We start from the raw sequence: 15,562 nt of genomic DNA, 5'->3' as shown, positions 1-15,562 counted from the left end.
CAATATTGATGAGCTTGTTCCAAACGACTATCAAAAAAAATGTGAAAATTAATAAAGATTTACTATTAGACAAACAACAAAATCAACAGCGTACAAATATACCTGAAGAGCAAAAAGGATTAACATTTGAGGGGAAGAAATCGTCCAATGATACGAAAATTGTTTCCTCGTTGTTTAAAGAAAACGCAAAAAATTTAAATACAATTAAAACAAAAGCAGAAAATTTACACTTATTTTCTTCAACAGAAAAGGTAGCCCAGGGGCAAACAGTAGGGGAAGAAACAACTTCCTCTACAAAGCCTTTATCTCTTTTCATTTGGGTACTAGTTGTGATCTGTTTTATATCACTTATCACAGTCATTTTGTTTTGGAACAAATCAACAAAGCAAAAATTTGTTAAAAATAGCTAGTGAGGTGAACGTTATGAGTTTATCAAGCACGTTATATTCAATTCAAAACACAATTTCGTCTCGATCAAATGATGTAAATGAAAAAATCGAACGACTCCAAAAAGCCAAAAGTCAGATTAGTAGTGAACAATCAATTCTATTACAGGAAATAGAAAAAATTAAACAACCAGACCTGGGTAAAGACTGGACAGGTAAGCGTTCTGAGGAATTTGATGAGGAAAGAGAGCAAGCCTACACCATCATGAAAAACATTGGGCAATACAGCTATAATAGCTATCAATATACAATTGAAAGTAAAATCAATGTCCTGGAATTAGAGAGAATGGCCTTAAATACTGCTAGTGCATTAGCACATGAAGCAGGAGATTTAGTGAACATGGGAGAGGACGCCATTGATGAGCTGTCCGATCGGATAAGTGATTTGAAAAGGCGGTTATTTTAATGGTTACAATCAAATTAAATTATGAAGCCGTAACAAAGGAGCTTAATGAGGCAGAATCAGCCCTATCATCCGTTAAACTTACCGTCCCTGCCTCTGGTGACATCGGAAGAAATCTCTTGGATTTCACCACTTATTTTCTGGAGAGAGAAGAAAGGATTCATCAGTTCATTAATGACTATGTACAAATTGTCGGAAAAAACATTGAAGATACAAAAGCAAATGTACGTTCATTGAAGGATCAGGATGAAGCCATTACGAGAAACTAACGGAAGGGCAGATGGCTAACGTGAAAGTACTTGAATCAAAAACGTTAATTGAATCAATGGAGGATCGCTCAACAGTCTATAAGGATTTGAGAGAAAAGCTTGATAAGCTAAAAATGGAATTCACAGATATCATTCAGCTCGATGACAACCTAACAGGAAAGGGAGCAGATGCCATTAAAGGCTTTTACCAGGCACAAGTTGATGTGGTAGAAGCCTTGCTTCGTTTCGTCGACATGCAAATTGCCTTTTTTAATGGTGTATCAGGTTCTATTGATGAATCTAATTTATCGGGTGATACAATTGTCGATGTGAATTTTCTTGAAACAGATCTTTCTATTCAAACGACAAATCATATTGCAATGGTTGATAGTCAGCAGGAAGACCTTAAGAAAATCTTTAGAGGTATTGATGATATCGTCTCCCTTGATGCTTTTTCTACCGATCAATTTGATACAGCTATGTCAGATGCAAAAAAAGAGGGAAGATACAGTAAAAGCTGTAGATTCGTTAGATCAACAATTAAAAGAAGAATATATGGTTTCAGAAAGTGCCGAGTATCATATAGCAGCCCTCTTCCAACAATTGCTGGAGGCAACGGCCCAAGGTAATACCATCCAACCCATCAACTTCGACTCACAAGCCTATAAAGCTAGCGAAGCCTATCAACTAACAGACGAAGTTGAACAATACGCAAACGAATACCTCACCTTCAAAGAAGAACAAGAAAAATTCAGAGAAGAACTCAAAAAAGCCGAAGAACTCGAAAACCGCCCATGGTACGAAAAAGCATGGGATGGAGTCAAAACCTTTACAGGAGAAATAACCGGTTATTATGATTATTTACGTGCCTCAGAAGGAGTTGACCCTGTCACTGGCGAAAAATTAACAACAGGCCAACGAGTCGCTGCCGGTGCCATGGCAACAGCCGGCTTTATCCCGGTAGTCGGATGGGCAGGAAGAATCTTCAAAGGCGGAAATGCCATCTACAAAACGGCCAAAGGCATGAATGCCGCTGATCGAGCCCTTGACGTCTACCGCACATCCAAAACCTTCTCGAACCTGGAAATGGCCGAAATGGGAATTTACGGACTTGTCTCCGCGAATGGATTTAGCGAGTATCTTACCGGTAAGGATATGTTTGGGAATGAGTTAACGGTAGAGCAGCAGCAGAATAGTCTTGCCCAGGCGCTTGGATTGTTGGCCGTTGGTGGTGGGGCTTATTATGTGAATAGGTTGCAGGATGGAAGTAGAGTACTTGATGTTCCAAGTAAAAATCATTCAGAGGATATTGATGATGTAATAAACAAAATCATCCTTGAAGATGCAGATGAATCTATTAAACCATTAAGAAGGCAAGCTTTTGAGGAGTTTTTCCAAGCGACCAAGGGCCAGTATAGTTCAACTGAAGAACAAGGAAATGTATTTATGAAAATTTTAAAAGAGGAGGACCCTTGGCCATTAGGATTTAATAAAGATGCTGCAAAAACTACATTGAAACCTGGTACAAGAATCGAAATGGCTATTAGCCCGGGGCAAATTGAAGAAAGACCAGGTGGTTTTGGAACATTTGATAATATTAAAGATGTTGATTACGTTAGAAATCAACTTGCTGTAAAAGCGGATTGGAAGCCTGAAATTGACAGGGTGGTAACATATGAAGTGGTTGATGACCTCCCTGTTATTTCTGGTGAAGTAGGACCACAAATAGATGAACCTCTTGGTAAGTATTTATTTGGAGGAGGACACCAAGTACAAATGCTTGTAAGTCCAGCTGATAGAATGAAGCATTTAAAGGTAGTTGAAGTAAGGACTATTAATTAGTGGAGGTAATAATATGATTTTTGTAAATGAAAATAAAACGTCTTGGAGAATTAATGATAAAGAAGTAAGAATTGATCTAGACAATGTTGTAAATGCAAAACATTATGAAAAGGCTAATGTTGTAACTTATTTAGTTGGAAAAGAACCAACAAATCCAGATACTCTACAAATATTTAATTTAAATGGTGAATTACTATTAAACTTATCTAGACCTAAAGGATATCAATTTGTGTACCTAACAACACATCCTAAAGCAGAGGTTTCTGTTGTTTGTGGTGTTATAGATGTAGAAAATTCAGATGAATCATGGTCTGATTTCTTTTTCGGTGTAAATTTTGAATCTGGAACACTTGAAAAGCTAGGTGTCGCACGATAAAGTTTAGAAGTCTTAGAGTTTATTGTTAATATTCTATAGTTTATCTCTTTCAATGCAAAAACATAAACTTGCGTATTTATAATCATACTATAAAATTGTAATTCATTAGGAGAAAAACTAAGAGGACAGAACAGGGACTTTAATCTTTTAAACAATCTATTGAAATATCTTTAAAATATTAAACCTGATCTGAAATATAGATCAGGTTTTTTTCTTATTAAGAATATTGAATATGTATACAAATAAACAAATCTAAGTGGTATTTAACTAAAAAAATTTAAGATGGTGATTTAAGAATATCTCCCTGTAAATACATTTAGTATATACTGCTTTTATAATAGTAGATAATATACGTGATGCTATAAAAAAATGATTCTTTCTAGTTTTTTACTTTAAATAACACAGGCTGTTAGAGATTTATGATATTCCTAAATATATTATGATCAGATAACAGGAAATATAAATTGGCCACTTAATGATGAGTTTGATGGGGAACCTATACTACGTACTCAAAAAAGGGATGCTTATTGATAGATTTGGCGCGCCAGGTGGTGGTTTCTTTTCACCAGAAGGAATTCCTTACGAACAAAGAGCCTTAGCACTTCATAGTGATGGGGCAGATTATTATATTTATAGAGTACTTGAAGACTTTGAAGTTACTGGTGGAAAAATAGCTCCTTGGTTTGATAGACCTGGTGGTGGTACACAATTTATTAAATATCATAATAACGGTAAGGCTTATTCAATGGAAGAGTTAGAAGAGCTTGAATTAATTGAGTTCGTATCAGTTAAAAAAGGTGGATAAAAATTATGAACTATAATGATCTATTAAACAAATTAGATAATTATAATATTAAGACGGAAAAATTAGGTGGGGATACAATAATTTATGTATATCCCAAAAATAATGACGGTAGTGCTAATCTTGATGTTGGCGTTATATTAGAGAGCTCTGATGGTAAATGGTGCCTCTATGAAATTCAAAGAGATAAAAAATTTGAACTTAATAATTTTTCTAAGAAAGAAATTGGCCACTTAGCATTATATGTTGCTGTAAAAGGAAAATTTGAGAAAGTCAAAGGCGATTATCTTGTAAAAAATGAATTAAGGAAGCTAGAACAAGATCTTGTAGATGGGAAAACAATTCTTCAAAAAAGTATAAAAGAAAATTATTTTTCTCTACTTAAGGAAAACGAAGGAACAATTAATTTAATTGAAAATAATCAATCATTTGATGTTTTTTATTTGACTCATCAAAAAGAAAAAATAATGATTACAGAAGGTAGACCAATATCTAGTGCACTAGTCGTTTTGTATAATTTTGGTATTAAACTTGAGGAATTTGATAAGCTAATAAAGCCTCATGAAGAAAACATAGAATTAAAGGAATTAGAAAAAATGAAGATATTATATATTGGTAAGTAATTTTAAAAAGACTATCATTTACATGTGAAATGTGGATGATAGTCTTTTTGTTAAAAAAGTTTTTTAAAAAAGTTAGTTCCTGGGTTTTAGACTTTGTTGAAAGTTTAAGATTGGATTATAAAGATTGGATTATAAAGATTGGAATGGAAATAGACCTTTTCCTGATGAAGGTAATTCTTACGGAATAATTAGATTTAAAACAAATGCAATTGATGATTACAATAGCATATGGAGATAAATTTGGAGGTAGTAACACAGACGGTCCACCTTGTACTTTAAATGGATTTACAGGTTCAAGAAATGGTATTACCGTGCCAGAGTATAAGTTTACTAATAGGACTATGCCAAAAGATGGTGCAGAGTTATATGAGGTTGTAAATGGAAAGGAAAAGTTAGTTGCAATCTTTGATGAAGAAGTTCAAAAGTTTACACGTATTAACAGGAGATGAGTATCTTGAGAAAAGGAACATATGCTGGGTATAAAGGAAAGGAATTTAGATTTATAGAGGGTGAAAATAAAATTAAATTAATTAGCAACGATATTAATGATAGTAAGCTTGGATTTACACCTTCAAGTAAAAATAACGATGTTTACAGCAAAAATGTGGATGTAGAAGAAACAGACTATTTAGTATATATAACTCCTTTTGCTACTTATAGGGGCTATGAGTTTCTAGCATCTAAATCGTCAGATGGAAATGTCTTGTTAGATACTAATAATATAGAAATAGCAAGGAAACTGGGGTTTGAGCAAACGGATAAATATCTTTATTCAAAAATTGTTCCAAAAAGTGAAGTGGAAATTACTGAAAATAAAAAACAGTATAGTTTATAAAAAAGCAAAACCAAGTAATTGAAATCTATAGAAATGAGATATTAAAACATAGAATAGTGATTATTATTAATGGTACCTTGATTGGACATATCCTTTCAAGGTCTTTTATTATATATATTTCTTAGGTTTAAATTAATTATAATACATTCGGATGGGATTCTGATACCTAGTTATATAAATCTAAGGGTGTAGTTCAATAATAGATTAAGAACTGGAAACTTAAAAATTAAAATTTCAATGCTAGGTTTATTCCTGTAAATGGAGCTGAATCGCAAAAGTAGTGTATGGTGAAAAAATTTTACCAGTTAAATCAGGAGAAAAATTATGCTAAGAAAGGGAAATATGCTTCATATAAGAATGGTGAATTTAGATTTACAAAATAGAAGATGACTATGTTGAATTAGTAAGTAACAATCCAACAGAAAAGATGATTGGCTTTAAAGAGTACTCGGGAAATTTTTTTATTATATCAGTCTTAGAGGATTATAAATTTATACTTGTGGCATGTCAAGTTAGAATAACCGTTGTATGTGAAGGTAGTAATTCGATTCATACGGTAGAAATTCATGGCATTTTGAATTGAGTTTAAGTACTGGTGAACGGACTAAAATAAATATAGCTTCTTAAAGTTGTTAAATAAGGGAAAGGTTATAATTTGATTATCTAGTTTGATATTTAAAGTAGGTGAAATAATGGCGAAATATGCTGATTACAGAGGTAACCGGTATCCAGTTATTATTAAAAATGAGAAATATAGATTGATAAGTAAGGTAATTGAAGATGGATTCGAAGAATTAATTGAACTCGGAGGAAATAAGCAAAACGATACTTTTGTAAAAGAAGTTGAAAATGAGGATATCGATTTAATTTATGAAATTCATTATAAAATTATTTATCAAGGAAAGAATATAGCCCTTTTGCAATAGGAGAGTTAGTAATTAAAAATAATAGAATTACTTTATTCAGTAAAGATTATATAGATTGTGAGATGAATGGGTTCCAAAAAAAGGAACAATTTGTTTTTGTAAAAGAAGTTGAGATCGATAATATTGAAGGTATTATCGAAATAAAAAAGCCAATCCTAAATTTTAAAGGATTTCCAGAAGAAAAAAAGTATCTTTCAAGAAACACAATTTCAAACCTGTATAGTTAGAATCATAAGAATAAAATCACTTCAATTGGACATACAAATCATGAGGTGATAAAAATGGATCGTTTCGAACAAGCATTTTACCAGTATAAAAATCAAGCGAATCAAGATGAAATTCAAGCAGAAATTATCGAGGGTATGAGCCCGAATCAAGAGAGAATCGTTGCAGTGAAAAGGAATGATGATGGGGATTTAATTGCTTTTCAAACAGAGTCAGGCAGACAGTTGGATTACGTTCAGGCACTTTCAGAAGCGAAGGAAGGCAAACTCGCTCATGTTGATGTGTTTCATAAATACGGCCGCGATATCTTAAGAAGTGAACCAGATGGAATTAAAGAAAACAATCTTGATTCTTTACCGGAATTTTAAATAAAAAATGAAAACACAGCTCAGAAGTGGCTCTGAACTGTGTTTTTTCTTGTATTCACAATTTAAAAGAGAAAGTATGAAAGAGCACTACACTCAATAACTTCTCCAAGCCTTCTCGTATTTTTCAATAATTGTTGGCCTTGTTAAGGTATTTGTATCGATTGGAAGAGGGTTTCCCTTATCATCTAAAATTTCTTGGTCGATATCTTTGCCGAATGAAGTTAAGCCGCCTAATACTTCATTTGTTAAAAATTTTGTTTCAACATTTATGTTAGCTTTGTTCAAATCGACTTCTTCTCTTTTCGCTAAGACAAAGCCCCAATCGCCAAAGCTTGGTACATCAACGTGGAGGTTTTCTGTATAAAGGTTTGCAGCTTGTACGGTTTTGTTAATAGACCAATATACTTCTGTTGCGAAGGTTGGGCTTGTTGCTTGAATCATAATGGAACCACCCGGTGCCAGACGATTACGTACCAGCTGGTAAAATTCAAGAGTGTATAGCTTATTTAAGGATTCATTATTTGGGTCTGGCAAGTCAATTAGTATCACATCATAGAGGTTGCCTTGATTTTGTTTTAAAAATTGAAAGGCATCTTCGTTTTTGACTTCAACACGTTTATCCTCAAATGCTTTTTGATTTAAGGTAACAACATCCCGATTTGTTTTCCCTAATTCCACGACGCTTGGATCCAGGTCAACTAAAGTCATAGACTTTACTTCATCATATTTTTGTAACTCTCTAAGAGCTAAACCATCTCCACCGCCAAGGATGAGAATGTTTTCTCTTCTATTGGCTGTACTCATCGCAGGGTGTACAAGAGTTTCGTGATAGCGATATTCGTCGCTGGAACTAAATTGAAGTTGCCCATCGAGAAATAACCGTAAATCTCCTTGTTCCTTCGTCAATATGATTTGTTGATAATCTGTTTGTTCCGTATAAATAATTGGATCTCGATATAGCTTTTGTTCAAATGTAAAAGCTGTTTCTTCCCCAAAGAAAATACCCCCAATAAGGATTAAGAAGATCACAATACCTGCTGATAAATGACGTTTGAATGTTTTTATTTCCTTTTTAAAATAGAGTAAAATCCACAGAGCAATGGCTACATTAATGATGGCTACAAGAAAAGCTGTTTTTACAAGCCCAAATTCCGGTCTTAGCAAGTACACGAAAAGTAACCCGCCGATCAGGCCCCCGGCATAATCAGAAAATAGCACCCTTGCTGTGCTTTTTTGTAGAGTGACACCAATCTCATTTGCTTTTCTAATTAAGATCGGAAGCTCCACTCCAGTTAGTGCACCTACAATTAACGTAATGGAGTAAAGAAAGAACGCATCCATTCCTGATTCCAGAAAAGCAGAAACTCCAAATAATAAGAATGTTGAAAGCCCGCCAATAATCCCGATTAGATATTCGATCCATACAAATGACAAGATTAAATTCTTTGTTACTTTCTCGCTAATGGAAGCACCGATGCCCATGCCTGTTAGAAAAAGAGAAATGGTGAGGGTGTATTGTTTTACACCATCACCAAGTAAGTAAGAGCCAGCTGCACCAAATAATACTTCAAAAATGATTCCACAGACAGATACGATTCCTGAAGCCCAATAGATCGCTTTGCTTTGTTTGATATTCTGTTCAATCACACAACTGTCTCCTTGTTCATATTCTTTACGTAATCGATGCCCCAATAACGAAGGCTAATCCAATTGATACACACATACTAATGATCCCTACAGAAATGTTTCCTTTTTTTAGTTGTTCCTCTACAGAAAAGTTCCTAGTGAAAAGCTCGAATAATACATAAGCAATTAACTGAAGCAGTACACCATAAGCACCCCAAATAAGTGTATCTACAACACTTGCACTATGATAAATAGAGAATGCTAGAACAATACAAATTCCAACGATTTTTCCCCCGATTGAAAGGGATACGGCATGATTACCATTTAAGATTTCATCCCAATCTTTATATTTTTTCGTCATAAATTCAAATAAAATTAAGCCAATAAGTACAATTGCTATTGCAATAATAAAATAAACAGCCGTTAAAATAAAAGGCTCCATATTAATTCATTCCCTTCCTATTTTATTTTCCAGTACCTGGTCCGCCACCACGGACAGATGAGGTTCCACCTCTTACTGTTGAGGTTCCGCCTGTTTTGAATGATCCACCTGAAGAACTGTACCCTCGATAGCAATCATCTTGGTTTGATCTACATTTATTCCGCTGCTTTTTACCCCAATCATCTACATCAAGTACGTCGTCTAATAGCCAGAGAACAAATAATCCATCAAAAAAACCAGGGCTATAATGATTACGAACAAAGTCATAGGTGGAGATTTCAACCATTGTATTAGCTGAGTTATCTTCATCAGGTGTTAAGATAACAAATGTATCTTGATAAATCAGAACTTGTTTGTCATCTTTTTTCTCACTAACTTCTCTAGGTTTTTCATAATCTTGCAATTCGTTTGCCACATCATCAATGGACTTATTCTCAGCTACATATATTTCAGAAATCTCTTGAGAGCGTTCCTGACTTGAAACTACGTCTTGTAAAATGTATGTACTACTAATGAAGTCAGCAATTCCGTCTTTAAAAAAGGACCCGCCTGTTGAGCCTTGTGTTTCACTTCCACAGGCAGATAAAAGGAGAATACAAGATAGAAAAATAAAAAGAAGTGACTTTTTCATTGATTCACCTTCTTTCCGGGTAAGCTTTTTTATAAAAACTCGAGAGACCTCTAATGCGGAAAGCACCGGAGGTCAAGAGAGTTTTTCTCTACGAACTATTCCTTATTCTTTGCCAAGTTTTTTCTTTAAAGCAGCAAGTTCATCATCAATCTCATTGTTTTCTAATGCAGCAAATTCATCATCTAAACTTTTATTAGAAGATCTCATATCTTCACTTGTTTCTGCTTCTGCCTCATATTGAAGGACTTTTTCCTCCATACGTTCAAAACCGCGTTTTGACTCATCACTGCCGATACCGGAAAGAGTGCGATTGATTTTTGTTCTTGTTTTTGCAGATTCTGCACGTGCTTTTAGAGAATCCTTTTTCAATTTCATTTCATTGTATTCAGCTTTCATTTCATCTAATTTTTTTCTTAATGTATCTGAATCTAGTTTTGCACGTTCATACGATTCTTTTAATGTATCCAGTGTTTGCTGGTGAATTTTCTTGTCTTCTAATGCACGTCTGGCAAGGTCATCATTACCGGCTTCAATCGCTTTAATCGCTTGTTCATCACGTTTTTGAACCATTTTTCCTGCGTCTTCAAATTTCTTTTGTAACATTTTTTCATTGGCAATTTGTTTTGCAATAGCTGATTCTGCTTCTCTTATATCAGTTTCCATGTCTCTCATAAATTGATCAAGCATTTTTACAGGATCTTCAGCTTTGTCCAATAAAGCATTTAATTCTGAATCCACAACCGTTTTTACTCTTTTAAATAATTTAAACATAATATCCTCCTATTTACTTGCAATAATTTTTATTTCATATTGCTCAATATCATATCCCCGGCTTACTTCAATTTCACTGCCCCATTTTTCTACAGACAGGTAGTTTTCTTCATCATCATCACAATAGTCATAATATTGGCATACCATACCATTTATGTTTTGATTTCTGCCGATTCCTGTTACTCTAGCTGTTCCTGATTCATCTAGATAATAGGTTATTCCCTCATGGTCAATTTTTTTAGGGATTGGTTCCTGAAGCTTTAGTTTTATTTTTTCATACATTCCTAAATAAAGCTCATCATCCATTTCGACACTTAACCAAAGTGTTTTTGATGTTCCTTCAAGCTGATAGGCATGCCACTTAAAGCCATGATCATCATAGCTGATTTTTCCGACTATTTTATAATCCTCTAAATCATATGTGACAATATCATCTGTTTGAAGGTTGAACATATTTCGTTCTTCTACAGGCTTTTGGTTTGTGTTTTTATTGCCAAATAATCTACTGAAAAAACTCATGTATCCACCTCGACTTTTTGTGCTAATGTTTCCTCTTAATATTACGTATGACAATTTAGAAAGTTTCACTAAATTTAAATTTCTATTGAACAGATTTTTTTGAGTACAAAAAGTTTCATTAGGATATGAATATTTCTCGTCATTAACTTTTAGGTGCAAGAATGTACGTACAAATGTATAATGTATTCACATACGAAAATGTAATTTCTATACATCTAGAGGTGAAAACTATTGAAAAAGCTCTTATATGTTTATGGATGTTTATTTTTACTCTTTTTTCTCTACTTGTATAATTTCCACCTAAAGGATACTTTATCAAATCCAAATTCAAGTGAACGGTTTCAAGGTGACCGAAGTGAAAAATATGTGATGGTTACATTCTTGGCTGGAATCGATTATTGGAAGAGTGCTATAAAAGGATTTGAAGATGCGGCGGAAGAGCTAGATGTATCTGTCGAGTATCGTGGAGCTACCCAGTATGATGTTCATGAACAAATTACTGTTTTAGAGCAGGTAATCGCAAGAAAACCGGCCGGAATTGCTATTTCTGCAATAGACCCTTATAAATTAAATACAACAATAAATAAAGCAGTGGATGCCGGGATTCCTGTTGTTTTATTTGATTCAGATGCACCTTCAAGTAAAGCGCTTTCGTTTGTAGGTACAAATAATTACGCTGCAGGAGAGATTAGCGCTCATAAAATGGCGGAGCTTTTGAATGGAAAAGGGAAGGTTGCTGTTATCACGTTGCCTAATCAATTGAATCATCAGGAACGTACAGATGGTTTTGTTGAGACAATTCAAGCTGACTATCCTGAGATGGAAGTTGTTGCGATCAAGGATGGAAAAGGTGATGAGTTGTATTCTGAAGAAGTTACTGCCAATTTGGTAAAAAAAGATCCGGATATACAAGGGATTTTTGCAACAGAAGCTAATGGTGGTGTGGGAATAGCTGAGGCAATCCAAACGGATGAAAATAAAAATAAAAATGAAATGAAGGTTATTAGCTTTGATACAGATAAACCAACCTTGGATAAAATCCGTGAAGGATCCATTTCAGCAACAGTGGCTCAAGGAACTTGGAATATGGGATATTGGTCTCTTCAATTTTTGTTTCAGCAAAACAATGAATTACTGAATATCCCAAAAGATCAACAACTACCTGATTATGTAGATACAGGTGTGTCGATCGTGACAAAAGAAAATATACAAGAATATTATGCAAACTGATTCAGGAAAGAATGAGTGGATGAAGTGATGAAACAACGTTTTTATAAATTAAATAATCTATCAATCAAACACAAAGTCATTGCGTTATTACTAGTGATTAGTATTGTTCCTTCGATAGGGTTAGGGTTGTTGACAGGGTATACTGTCGAACGCATTTTGGAAAAACAGGCAGCAGATCATACCCTGCAATTGATCGGACAGGTAAATAAAACACTTGAATCATACATGAATAATATGCAAAATGTGAGCTATCTCCTTTCAATGGACCCGGAGATTGAAGGGTTTCTTACAACTTCCACCCAACCTAATACTGAGGATGGGCGGTATTCAATAAAACAATTTATGCAAGGGCTTTCAACTTTATATCCCGAAATTGCAGGAATACTGGTAGTCAATAGCAATGGTCAGTTTATCAGTAATGAGCTTTATCCAAAGAGCGATAAAAATTTGTCAAAAGAGTCATGGTATAAAGAGGCGGTTGAAAATGAAGGGATTTTTACTATTGTTGGTCACCCAAAGGACAGGAATATAACAAGTCATATAAATTATGAAGATGATGAAGTTGTGACGGTAGTGAGAGCAATACTAGAGCCGGAAACCCAAAAAGTAATGGGTGTTGTATTAATTGACTTAAAACTGCGTGTTATAGCTGAAGCAACCAAAAATATCCGATTAGGGAAGTCGGGTTATTTAATGGTCATTGATCAAAATGGAGAGAGCATATACACTCCGGCGAATCCTTTAGTCGTAAACCCTCCAACTCGTTTATTAGAGGAAGAAGATTCGGGGTATTTTTCTGAAACAATAGATGATCAAGGTTTTCAATTTATTTATCAAAAACTTCCGTTTACTAATTGGACAACTGTTGGCATTTTTTCTACAGATGAATCCGTAAATGAGGTCAGAACCATCCACTTTTATGTTATCTGTTTTGTCTTTTTTGTTTGTTTATTTGGGATTACAGCTTCATATTATCTATCTAACTCTATGTCAAAGCCTATATTTCAGTTGATGTCGTCGATGAAGGAGGTAGAGTCTGGAAATTTATCCATTCAATATGAGAGCGGGAGACAAGATGAAATCGGTATGCTGGGTAAAAGTTTCAATCATATGATAAAGAAAATAAATGAATTGCTATTATTATCAGAAAAGCAAGAACGCCAAAAACGAGAGGCGGAGCTTCGAAGTCTTCAAGCACATATTAAACCGCATTTTCTCTATAACACATTGGATACAATTAGCTGGATGGCGCGTAAACGTGGAGCCGAAGATGTTTCTGATGTAGTGACAGCATTATCAAGATTATTTCGAATTGGTCTCAATAAAGGGCATGATATTATTTATCTTAAAGAGGAAATCACTCATATACAAAGCTATTTGAGCATCCAAAAAGCGAGATATCGAGATAAACTAAAATATTCTATTGATGTTAAAGAGAGTTTTCAAGATGTTCAAATCCTAAAGCTTGTTCTTCAACCAATTGTTGAAAATGCAATCTACCATGGAATAAAAGAGCGTAAAGGACCTGGTTATATATCAATAACTGCAAAAGAGGTTGATGAATGTCTATTGTTGACCGTCACTGATGATGGTAAGGGAATTCCTAAGGAAAAACTAACAATGCTAAATGAAAGACTCAATTCTCTTTATAAAGAACACGATCAAAAGGTTAATTTCGGCTATGGCATGATGAATGTTCAAGCAAGAATTAAATTAACATATGGAGAAAATTATGGATTAAAGATTGATAGTCTACCCGATGTTGGGACAACAGTGACTATCCGCCTGCCAATTCATAGGAAATAAGGGTTCAAATGGAGGAACAAAAAGTGAATCATCATTTATTACACGTCTTAATTGCAGATGATGAACCGGTTATTCGTGAAGGGATCCGCGAATCAGTAGATTGGGCATCACTTCAAATGGAAGTAAAAGGAGAGGCCGAGGACGGGGAAGAAGCGTTTGAATTAGCGGTGAAACATTCTGTTGATGTTCTTCTGGCAGATTTAAATATGCCTATCATAGATGGAATTACTTTAATTAAACAAGTTCGTGAAAAGCTGCCGGATTGTAAAATCATCATCATTACAGGCCATGATGAATTTTCATATGCGCAAGAAGCAGTTAGATTAAACGTAGTTGACTATATCTTAAAGCCAGTTGTTCCAAATCAATTAAGAGAAGTGCTTGAGCGGGTCCGGCAAGAGCTGGAAGAGACCTTGCAACAGAAACAATATCTAGATATAGCAAATCAACAAATTGAACGAAATAAATCACTCTTCAGAGAGCAATTTTGCCAGGAGTGGCTACATGGGAATTTTTCTGATGAGGAAGTTAGAAGCCAGCTTTCTTTTTTACAGCTACCATCAACTTTTCCAACACACATTGCTGTCATACAGGCTTCTGAATACCTTGCAAATAAACCGCTAATGAGTGAAAAAGAGAAACAGAAATTTGAAAAAGCGCTTAATGATCAAGTAAAAGAACTGCTGGGAGCGTCTGATCATGTCTTATTTCGTGATGAGATGGGGATGTTTATTTTATTCATATGGAACGACCATGCAGGAAATTTATTTGAGAATACCGAACAAGTACTAAAAGAAAGTCTTAAAACAACCATTCATTTTACCATAAAGGAAGTGGATTCTAGCCAAGCATCTTTAACAGAGGCTTATAAGCATTGTATGGAATCTTTAGAAAATGAGTCTATCATTTCACCTATCGTTCGACGGGCAAGAGATTATATTGAAGAACATTTTTCGGAACGATCCATTAATTTAGATTTTGTCGCAAATACTTTGCAAGTCTCACCAGTGTATCTAAGTAGAACGATTAAACAAGAATTAGGCATCTCCTTTGTCAACCTTGTAACAAACATGAGAATAAAAAGGGCAATTCATTTATTAAACACAACCAATCTACCTATTGTTGAGATTTCCGAGCAAGTAGGCTATGACACACAACATTACTTTAGTACAGCATTTAAAAAAGTAATGGGCGTCTCGCCGAATAAATACAGAAAACAAATGGGAATAGAAGTCACATGAAAAGCAGGTAAAATTTATCTGCTTTTTTTGTGTTTATATAACGCTTACAATCTCCATTTAATTGCTGTTTTTTCCAAAGATTGTAGCCTATGACTCTTTATTAAGGAAAGTCAGTTTTTGAGAATAACAGAATTATTGAAAGCGTTTTAAATTAAGTTAAATAATTATAAAAATAGTTAATTTATTAAAAAGACCAAAAATG

At 34.3% G+C, this 15,562-nt stretch carries 20 protein-coding genes; 15 read left to right on the top strand and 5 right to left on the bottom strand.

Going from position 1 to position 15,562, the window contains the following annotated elements:
- The first annotated feature begins 8 nt into the window (after positions 1-8).
- The 12 genes from essA (at position 9) to AC0L8O_RS14650 (ending at position 7,094) form a co-directional block, all read left to right on the top strand.
- Positions 9-410, top strand: a complete 402-nt coding sequence (gene essA / locus AC0L8O_RS14705; RefSeq protein WP_473448908.1) for a type VII secretion protein EssA — start codon at positions 9-11, stop codon at positions 408-410.
- Positions 411-423: 13 nt separating this feature from the next.
- Positions 424-852 carry a YwqH-like family protein gene (locus AC0L8O_RS14700; protein WP_026562746.1) on the top strand — a complete coding sequence of 143 codons (429 nt, stop codon included), beginning with the start codon at positions 424-426 and terminating at the stop codon, positions 850-852.
- Positions 852-1,118: a YwqI/YxiC family protein gene (locus AC0L8O_RS14695; protein WP_026562747.1), complete on the top strand. Its 267-nt coding sequence runs from the start codon at positions 852-854 to the stop codon at positions 1,116-1,118. Before AC0L8O_RS14700 ends, AC0L8O_RS14695 begins: the two co-directional genes overlap by 1 nt.
- An 11-nt stretch (positions 1,119-1,129) precedes the next feature.
- Positions 1,130-1,726 (top strand): T7SS effector LXG polymorphic toxin, encoded by a 597-nt coding sequence (locus AC0L8O_RS14690; protein WP_473443326.1) that lies wholly within the window; start codon positions 1,130-1,132, stop codon positions 1,724-1,726.
- A complete protein-coding gene (locus AC0L8O_RS14685; RefSeq protein WP_473448907.1) occupies positions 1,653-2,939 on the top strand; it encodes a pre-toxin TG domain-containing protein in 1,287 nt (428 codons plus the stop codon). The genes AC0L8O_RS14690 and AC0L8O_RS14685 overlap by 74 nt, the downstream gene beginning before the upstream one ends.
- Before the next feature lie 13 nt (positions 2,940-2,952).
- The gene (locus AC0L8O_RS14680; RefSeq protein WP_394184532.1) at positions 2,953-3,315 is read left to right on the top strand and encodes a hypothetical protein; all 363 of its coding nucleotides are present in this window, start codon (positions 2,953-2,955) and stop codon (positions 3,313-3,315) included.
- Between the two features lie 475 nt (positions 3,316-3,790).
- The gene (locus AC0L8O_RS14675; protein ID WP_473443324.1) at positions 3,791-4,120 is read left to right on the top strand and encodes a TNT domain-containing protein; all 330 of its coding nucleotides are present in this window, start codon (positions 3,791-3,793) and stop codon (positions 4,118-4,120) included.
- A gap of 5 nt (positions 4,121-4,125) precedes the next feature.
- Entirely contained in the window at positions 4,126-4,740 is a 615-nt protein-coding gene (locus tag AC0L8O_RS14670) for a hypothetical protein (protein WP_473443322.1), read from the top strand.
- 203 nt (positions 4,741-4,943) lie between these two features.
- On the top strand, positions 4,944-5,189 hold the full coding sequence (locus tag AC0L8O_RS14665) for a hypothetical protein (protein ID WP_473443320.1): 246 nt from the start codon (positions 4,944-4,946) through the stop codon (positions 5,187-5,189).
- A gap of 5 nt (positions 5,190-5,194) precedes the next feature.
- On the top strand, positions 5,195-5,575 hold the full coding sequence (locus AC0L8O_RS14660) for a hypothetical protein (RefSeq protein WP_473443318.1): 381 nt from the start codon (positions 5,195-5,197) through the stop codon (positions 5,573-5,575).
- A 692-nt stretch (positions 5,576-6,267) separates the two neighbouring features.
- Positions 6,268-6,501: a hypothetical protein gene (locus tag AC0L8O_RS14655; RefSeq protein WP_473443316.1), complete on the top strand. Its 234-nt coding sequence runs from the start codon at positions 6,268-6,270 to the stop codon at positions 6,499-6,501.
- A gap of 281 nt (positions 6,502-6,782) precedes the next feature.
- Positions 6,783-7,094 (top strand): DUF3892 domain-containing protein, encoded by a 312-nt coding sequence (locus AC0L8O_RS14650; RefSeq protein ID WP_473443314.1) that lies wholly within the window; start codon positions 6,783-6,785, stop codon positions 7,092-7,094.
- Positions 7,095-7,187: 93 nt separating this feature from the next.
- Here the strand turns inward: AC0L8O_RS14650 and AC0L8O_RS14645 are convergent, their stop codons facing one another.
- The 5 genes from AC0L8O_RS14645 to AC0L8O_RS14625 all read right to left on the bottom strand — a co-directional run bounded on the left by AC0L8O_RS14645 (position 7,188) and on the right by AC0L8O_RS14625 (position 11,083).
- The gene (locus AC0L8O_RS14645; RefSeq protein WP_473443312.1) at positions 7,188-8,741 is read right to left on the bottom strand and encodes a polyamine aminopropyltransferase; all 1,554 of its coding nucleotides are present in this window, start codon (positions 8,739-8,741) and stop codon (positions 7,188-7,190) included.
- A 25-nt stretch (positions 8,742-8,766) separates the two neighbouring features.
- Positions 8,767-9,162 carry a DUF350 domain-containing protein gene (locus AC0L8O_RS14640; protein WP_226527794.1) on the bottom strand — a complete coding sequence of 132 codons (396 nt, stop codon included), beginning with the start codon at positions 9,160-9,162 and terminating at the stop codon, positions 8,767-8,769.
- A 22-nt stretch (positions 9,163-9,184) separates the two neighbouring features.
- Complete coding sequence (locus tag AC0L8O_RS14635; protein ID WP_473443310.1) at positions 9,185-9,793, bottom strand: DUF4247 domain-containing protein; 609 nt, start codon at positions 9,791-9,793, stop codon at positions 9,185-9,187.
- A gap of 102 nt (positions 9,794-9,895) precedes the next feature.
- Positions 9,896-10,564, bottom strand: coding sequence for a PspA/IM30 family protein (locus tag AC0L8O_RS14630; protein WP_473443308.1), 669 nt, complete (start codon positions 10,562-10,564; stop codon positions 9,896-9,898).
- Positions 10,565-10,573: 9 nt separating this feature from the next.
- Positions 10,574-11,083 carry a DUF4178 domain-containing protein gene (locus AC0L8O_RS14625; RefSeq protein WP_473443306.1) on the bottom strand — a complete coding sequence of 170 codons (510 nt, stop codon included), beginning with the start codon at positions 11,081-11,083 and terminating at the stop codon, positions 10,574-10,576.
- A 231-nt stretch (positions 11,084-11,314) separates the two neighbouring features.
- Between AC0L8O_RS14625 and AC0L8O_RS14620 the strand changes: the two genes are divergently transcribed.
- Genes AC0L8O_RS14620 through AC0L8O_RS14610 form a run of 3 tightly spaced genes read left to right on the top strand, consistent with a single transcriptional unit; the run spans position 11,315 to position 15,360 of the window.
- Positions 11,315-12,313, top strand: a complete 999-nt coding sequence (locus AC0L8O_RS14620) for a substrate-binding domain-containing protein (RefSeq protein ID WP_473443305.1) — start codon at positions 11,315-11,317, stop codon at positions 12,311-12,313.
- 27 nt (positions 12,314-12,340) lie between these two features.
- Positions 12,341-14,119 (top strand): cache domain-containing sensor histidine kinase, encoded by a 1,779-nt coding sequence (locus tag AC0L8O_RS14615; RefSeq protein WP_473443303.1) that lies wholly within the window; start codon positions 12,341-12,343, stop codon positions 14,117-14,119.
- Positions 14,120-14,142: 23 nt separating this feature from the next.
- Complete coding sequence (locus AC0L8O_RS14610; protein WP_473443301.1) at positions 14,143-15,360, top strand: response regulator transcription factor; 1,218 nt, start codon at positions 14,143-14,145, stop codon at positions 15,358-15,360.
- Positions 15,361-15,562: the final 202 nt, after the last annotated feature.

This window comes from Metabacillus sp. KJ11-3 (assembly GCF_055808295.1).
The sequence above is the reverse complement of the archived record's forward strand: the minus strand, read 5'-3'. Positions and strand labels throughout refer to the sequence as shown.

Coding starts and splice junctions, on each gene's coding strand:
- essA (WP_473448908.1), top strand. CDS start 9: ATGAGCTTGTTCCAAACGACTATCAAAAAAAATGTGAAAATTAATAAA.
- AC0L8O_RS14700 (WP_026562746.1), top strand. CDS start 424: ATGAGTTTATCAAGCACGTTATATTCAATTCAAAACACAATTTCGTCT.
- AC0L8O_RS14695 (WP_026562747.1), top strand. CDS start 852: ATGGTTACAATCAAATTAAATTATGAAGCCGTAACAAAGGAGCTTAAT.
- AC0L8O_RS14690 (WP_473443326.1), top strand. CDS start 1,130: ATGGCTAACGTGAAAGTACTTGAATCAAAAACGTTAATTGAATCAATG.
- AC0L8O_RS14685 (WP_473448907.1), top strand. CDS start 1,653: ATGGTTTCAGAAAGTGCCGAGTATCATATAGCAGCCCTCTTCCAACAA.
- AC0L8O_RS14680 (WP_394184532.1), top strand. CDS start 2,953: ATGATTTTTGTAAATGAAAATAAAACGTCTTGGAGAATTAATGATAAA.
- AC0L8O_RS14675 (WP_473443324.1), top strand. CDS start 3,791: ATGATGAGTTTGATGGGGAACCTATACTACGTACTCAAAAAAGGGATG.
- AC0L8O_RS14670 (WP_473443322.1), top strand. CDS start 4,126: ATGAACTATAATGATCTATTAAACAAATTAGATAATTATAATATTAAG.
- AC0L8O_RS14665 (WP_473443320.1), top strand. CDS start 4,944: ATGCAATTGATGATTACAATAGCATATGGAGATAAATTTGGAGGTAGT.
- AC0L8O_RS14655 (WP_473443316.1), top strand. CDS start 6,268: ATGGCGAAATATGCTGATTACAGAGGTAACCGGTATCCAGTTATTATT.
- AC0L8O_RS14650 (WP_473443314.1), top strand. CDS start 6,783: ATGGATCGTTTCGAACAAGCATTTTACCAGTATAAAAATCAAGCGAAT.
- AC0L8O_RS14640 (WP_226527794.1), bottom strand. CDS start 9,162: ATGGAGCCTTTTATTTTAACGGCTGTTTATTTTATTATTGCAATAGCA.
- AC0L8O_RS14635 (WP_473443310.1), bottom strand. CDS start 9,793: ATGAAAAAGTCACTTCTTTTTATTTTTCTATCTTGTATTCTCCTTTTA.
- AC0L8O_RS14630 (WP_473443308.1), bottom strand. CDS start 10,564: ATGTTTAAATTATTTAAAAGAGTAAAAACGGTTGTGGATTCAGAATTA.
- AC0L8O_RS14625 (WP_473443306.1), bottom strand. CDS start 11,083: ATGAGTTTTTTCAGTAGATTATTTGGCAATAAAAACACAAACCAAAAG.
- AC0L8O_RS14615 (WP_473443303.1), top strand. CDS start 12,341: ATGAAACAACGTTTTTATAAATTAAATAATCTATCAATCAAACACAAA.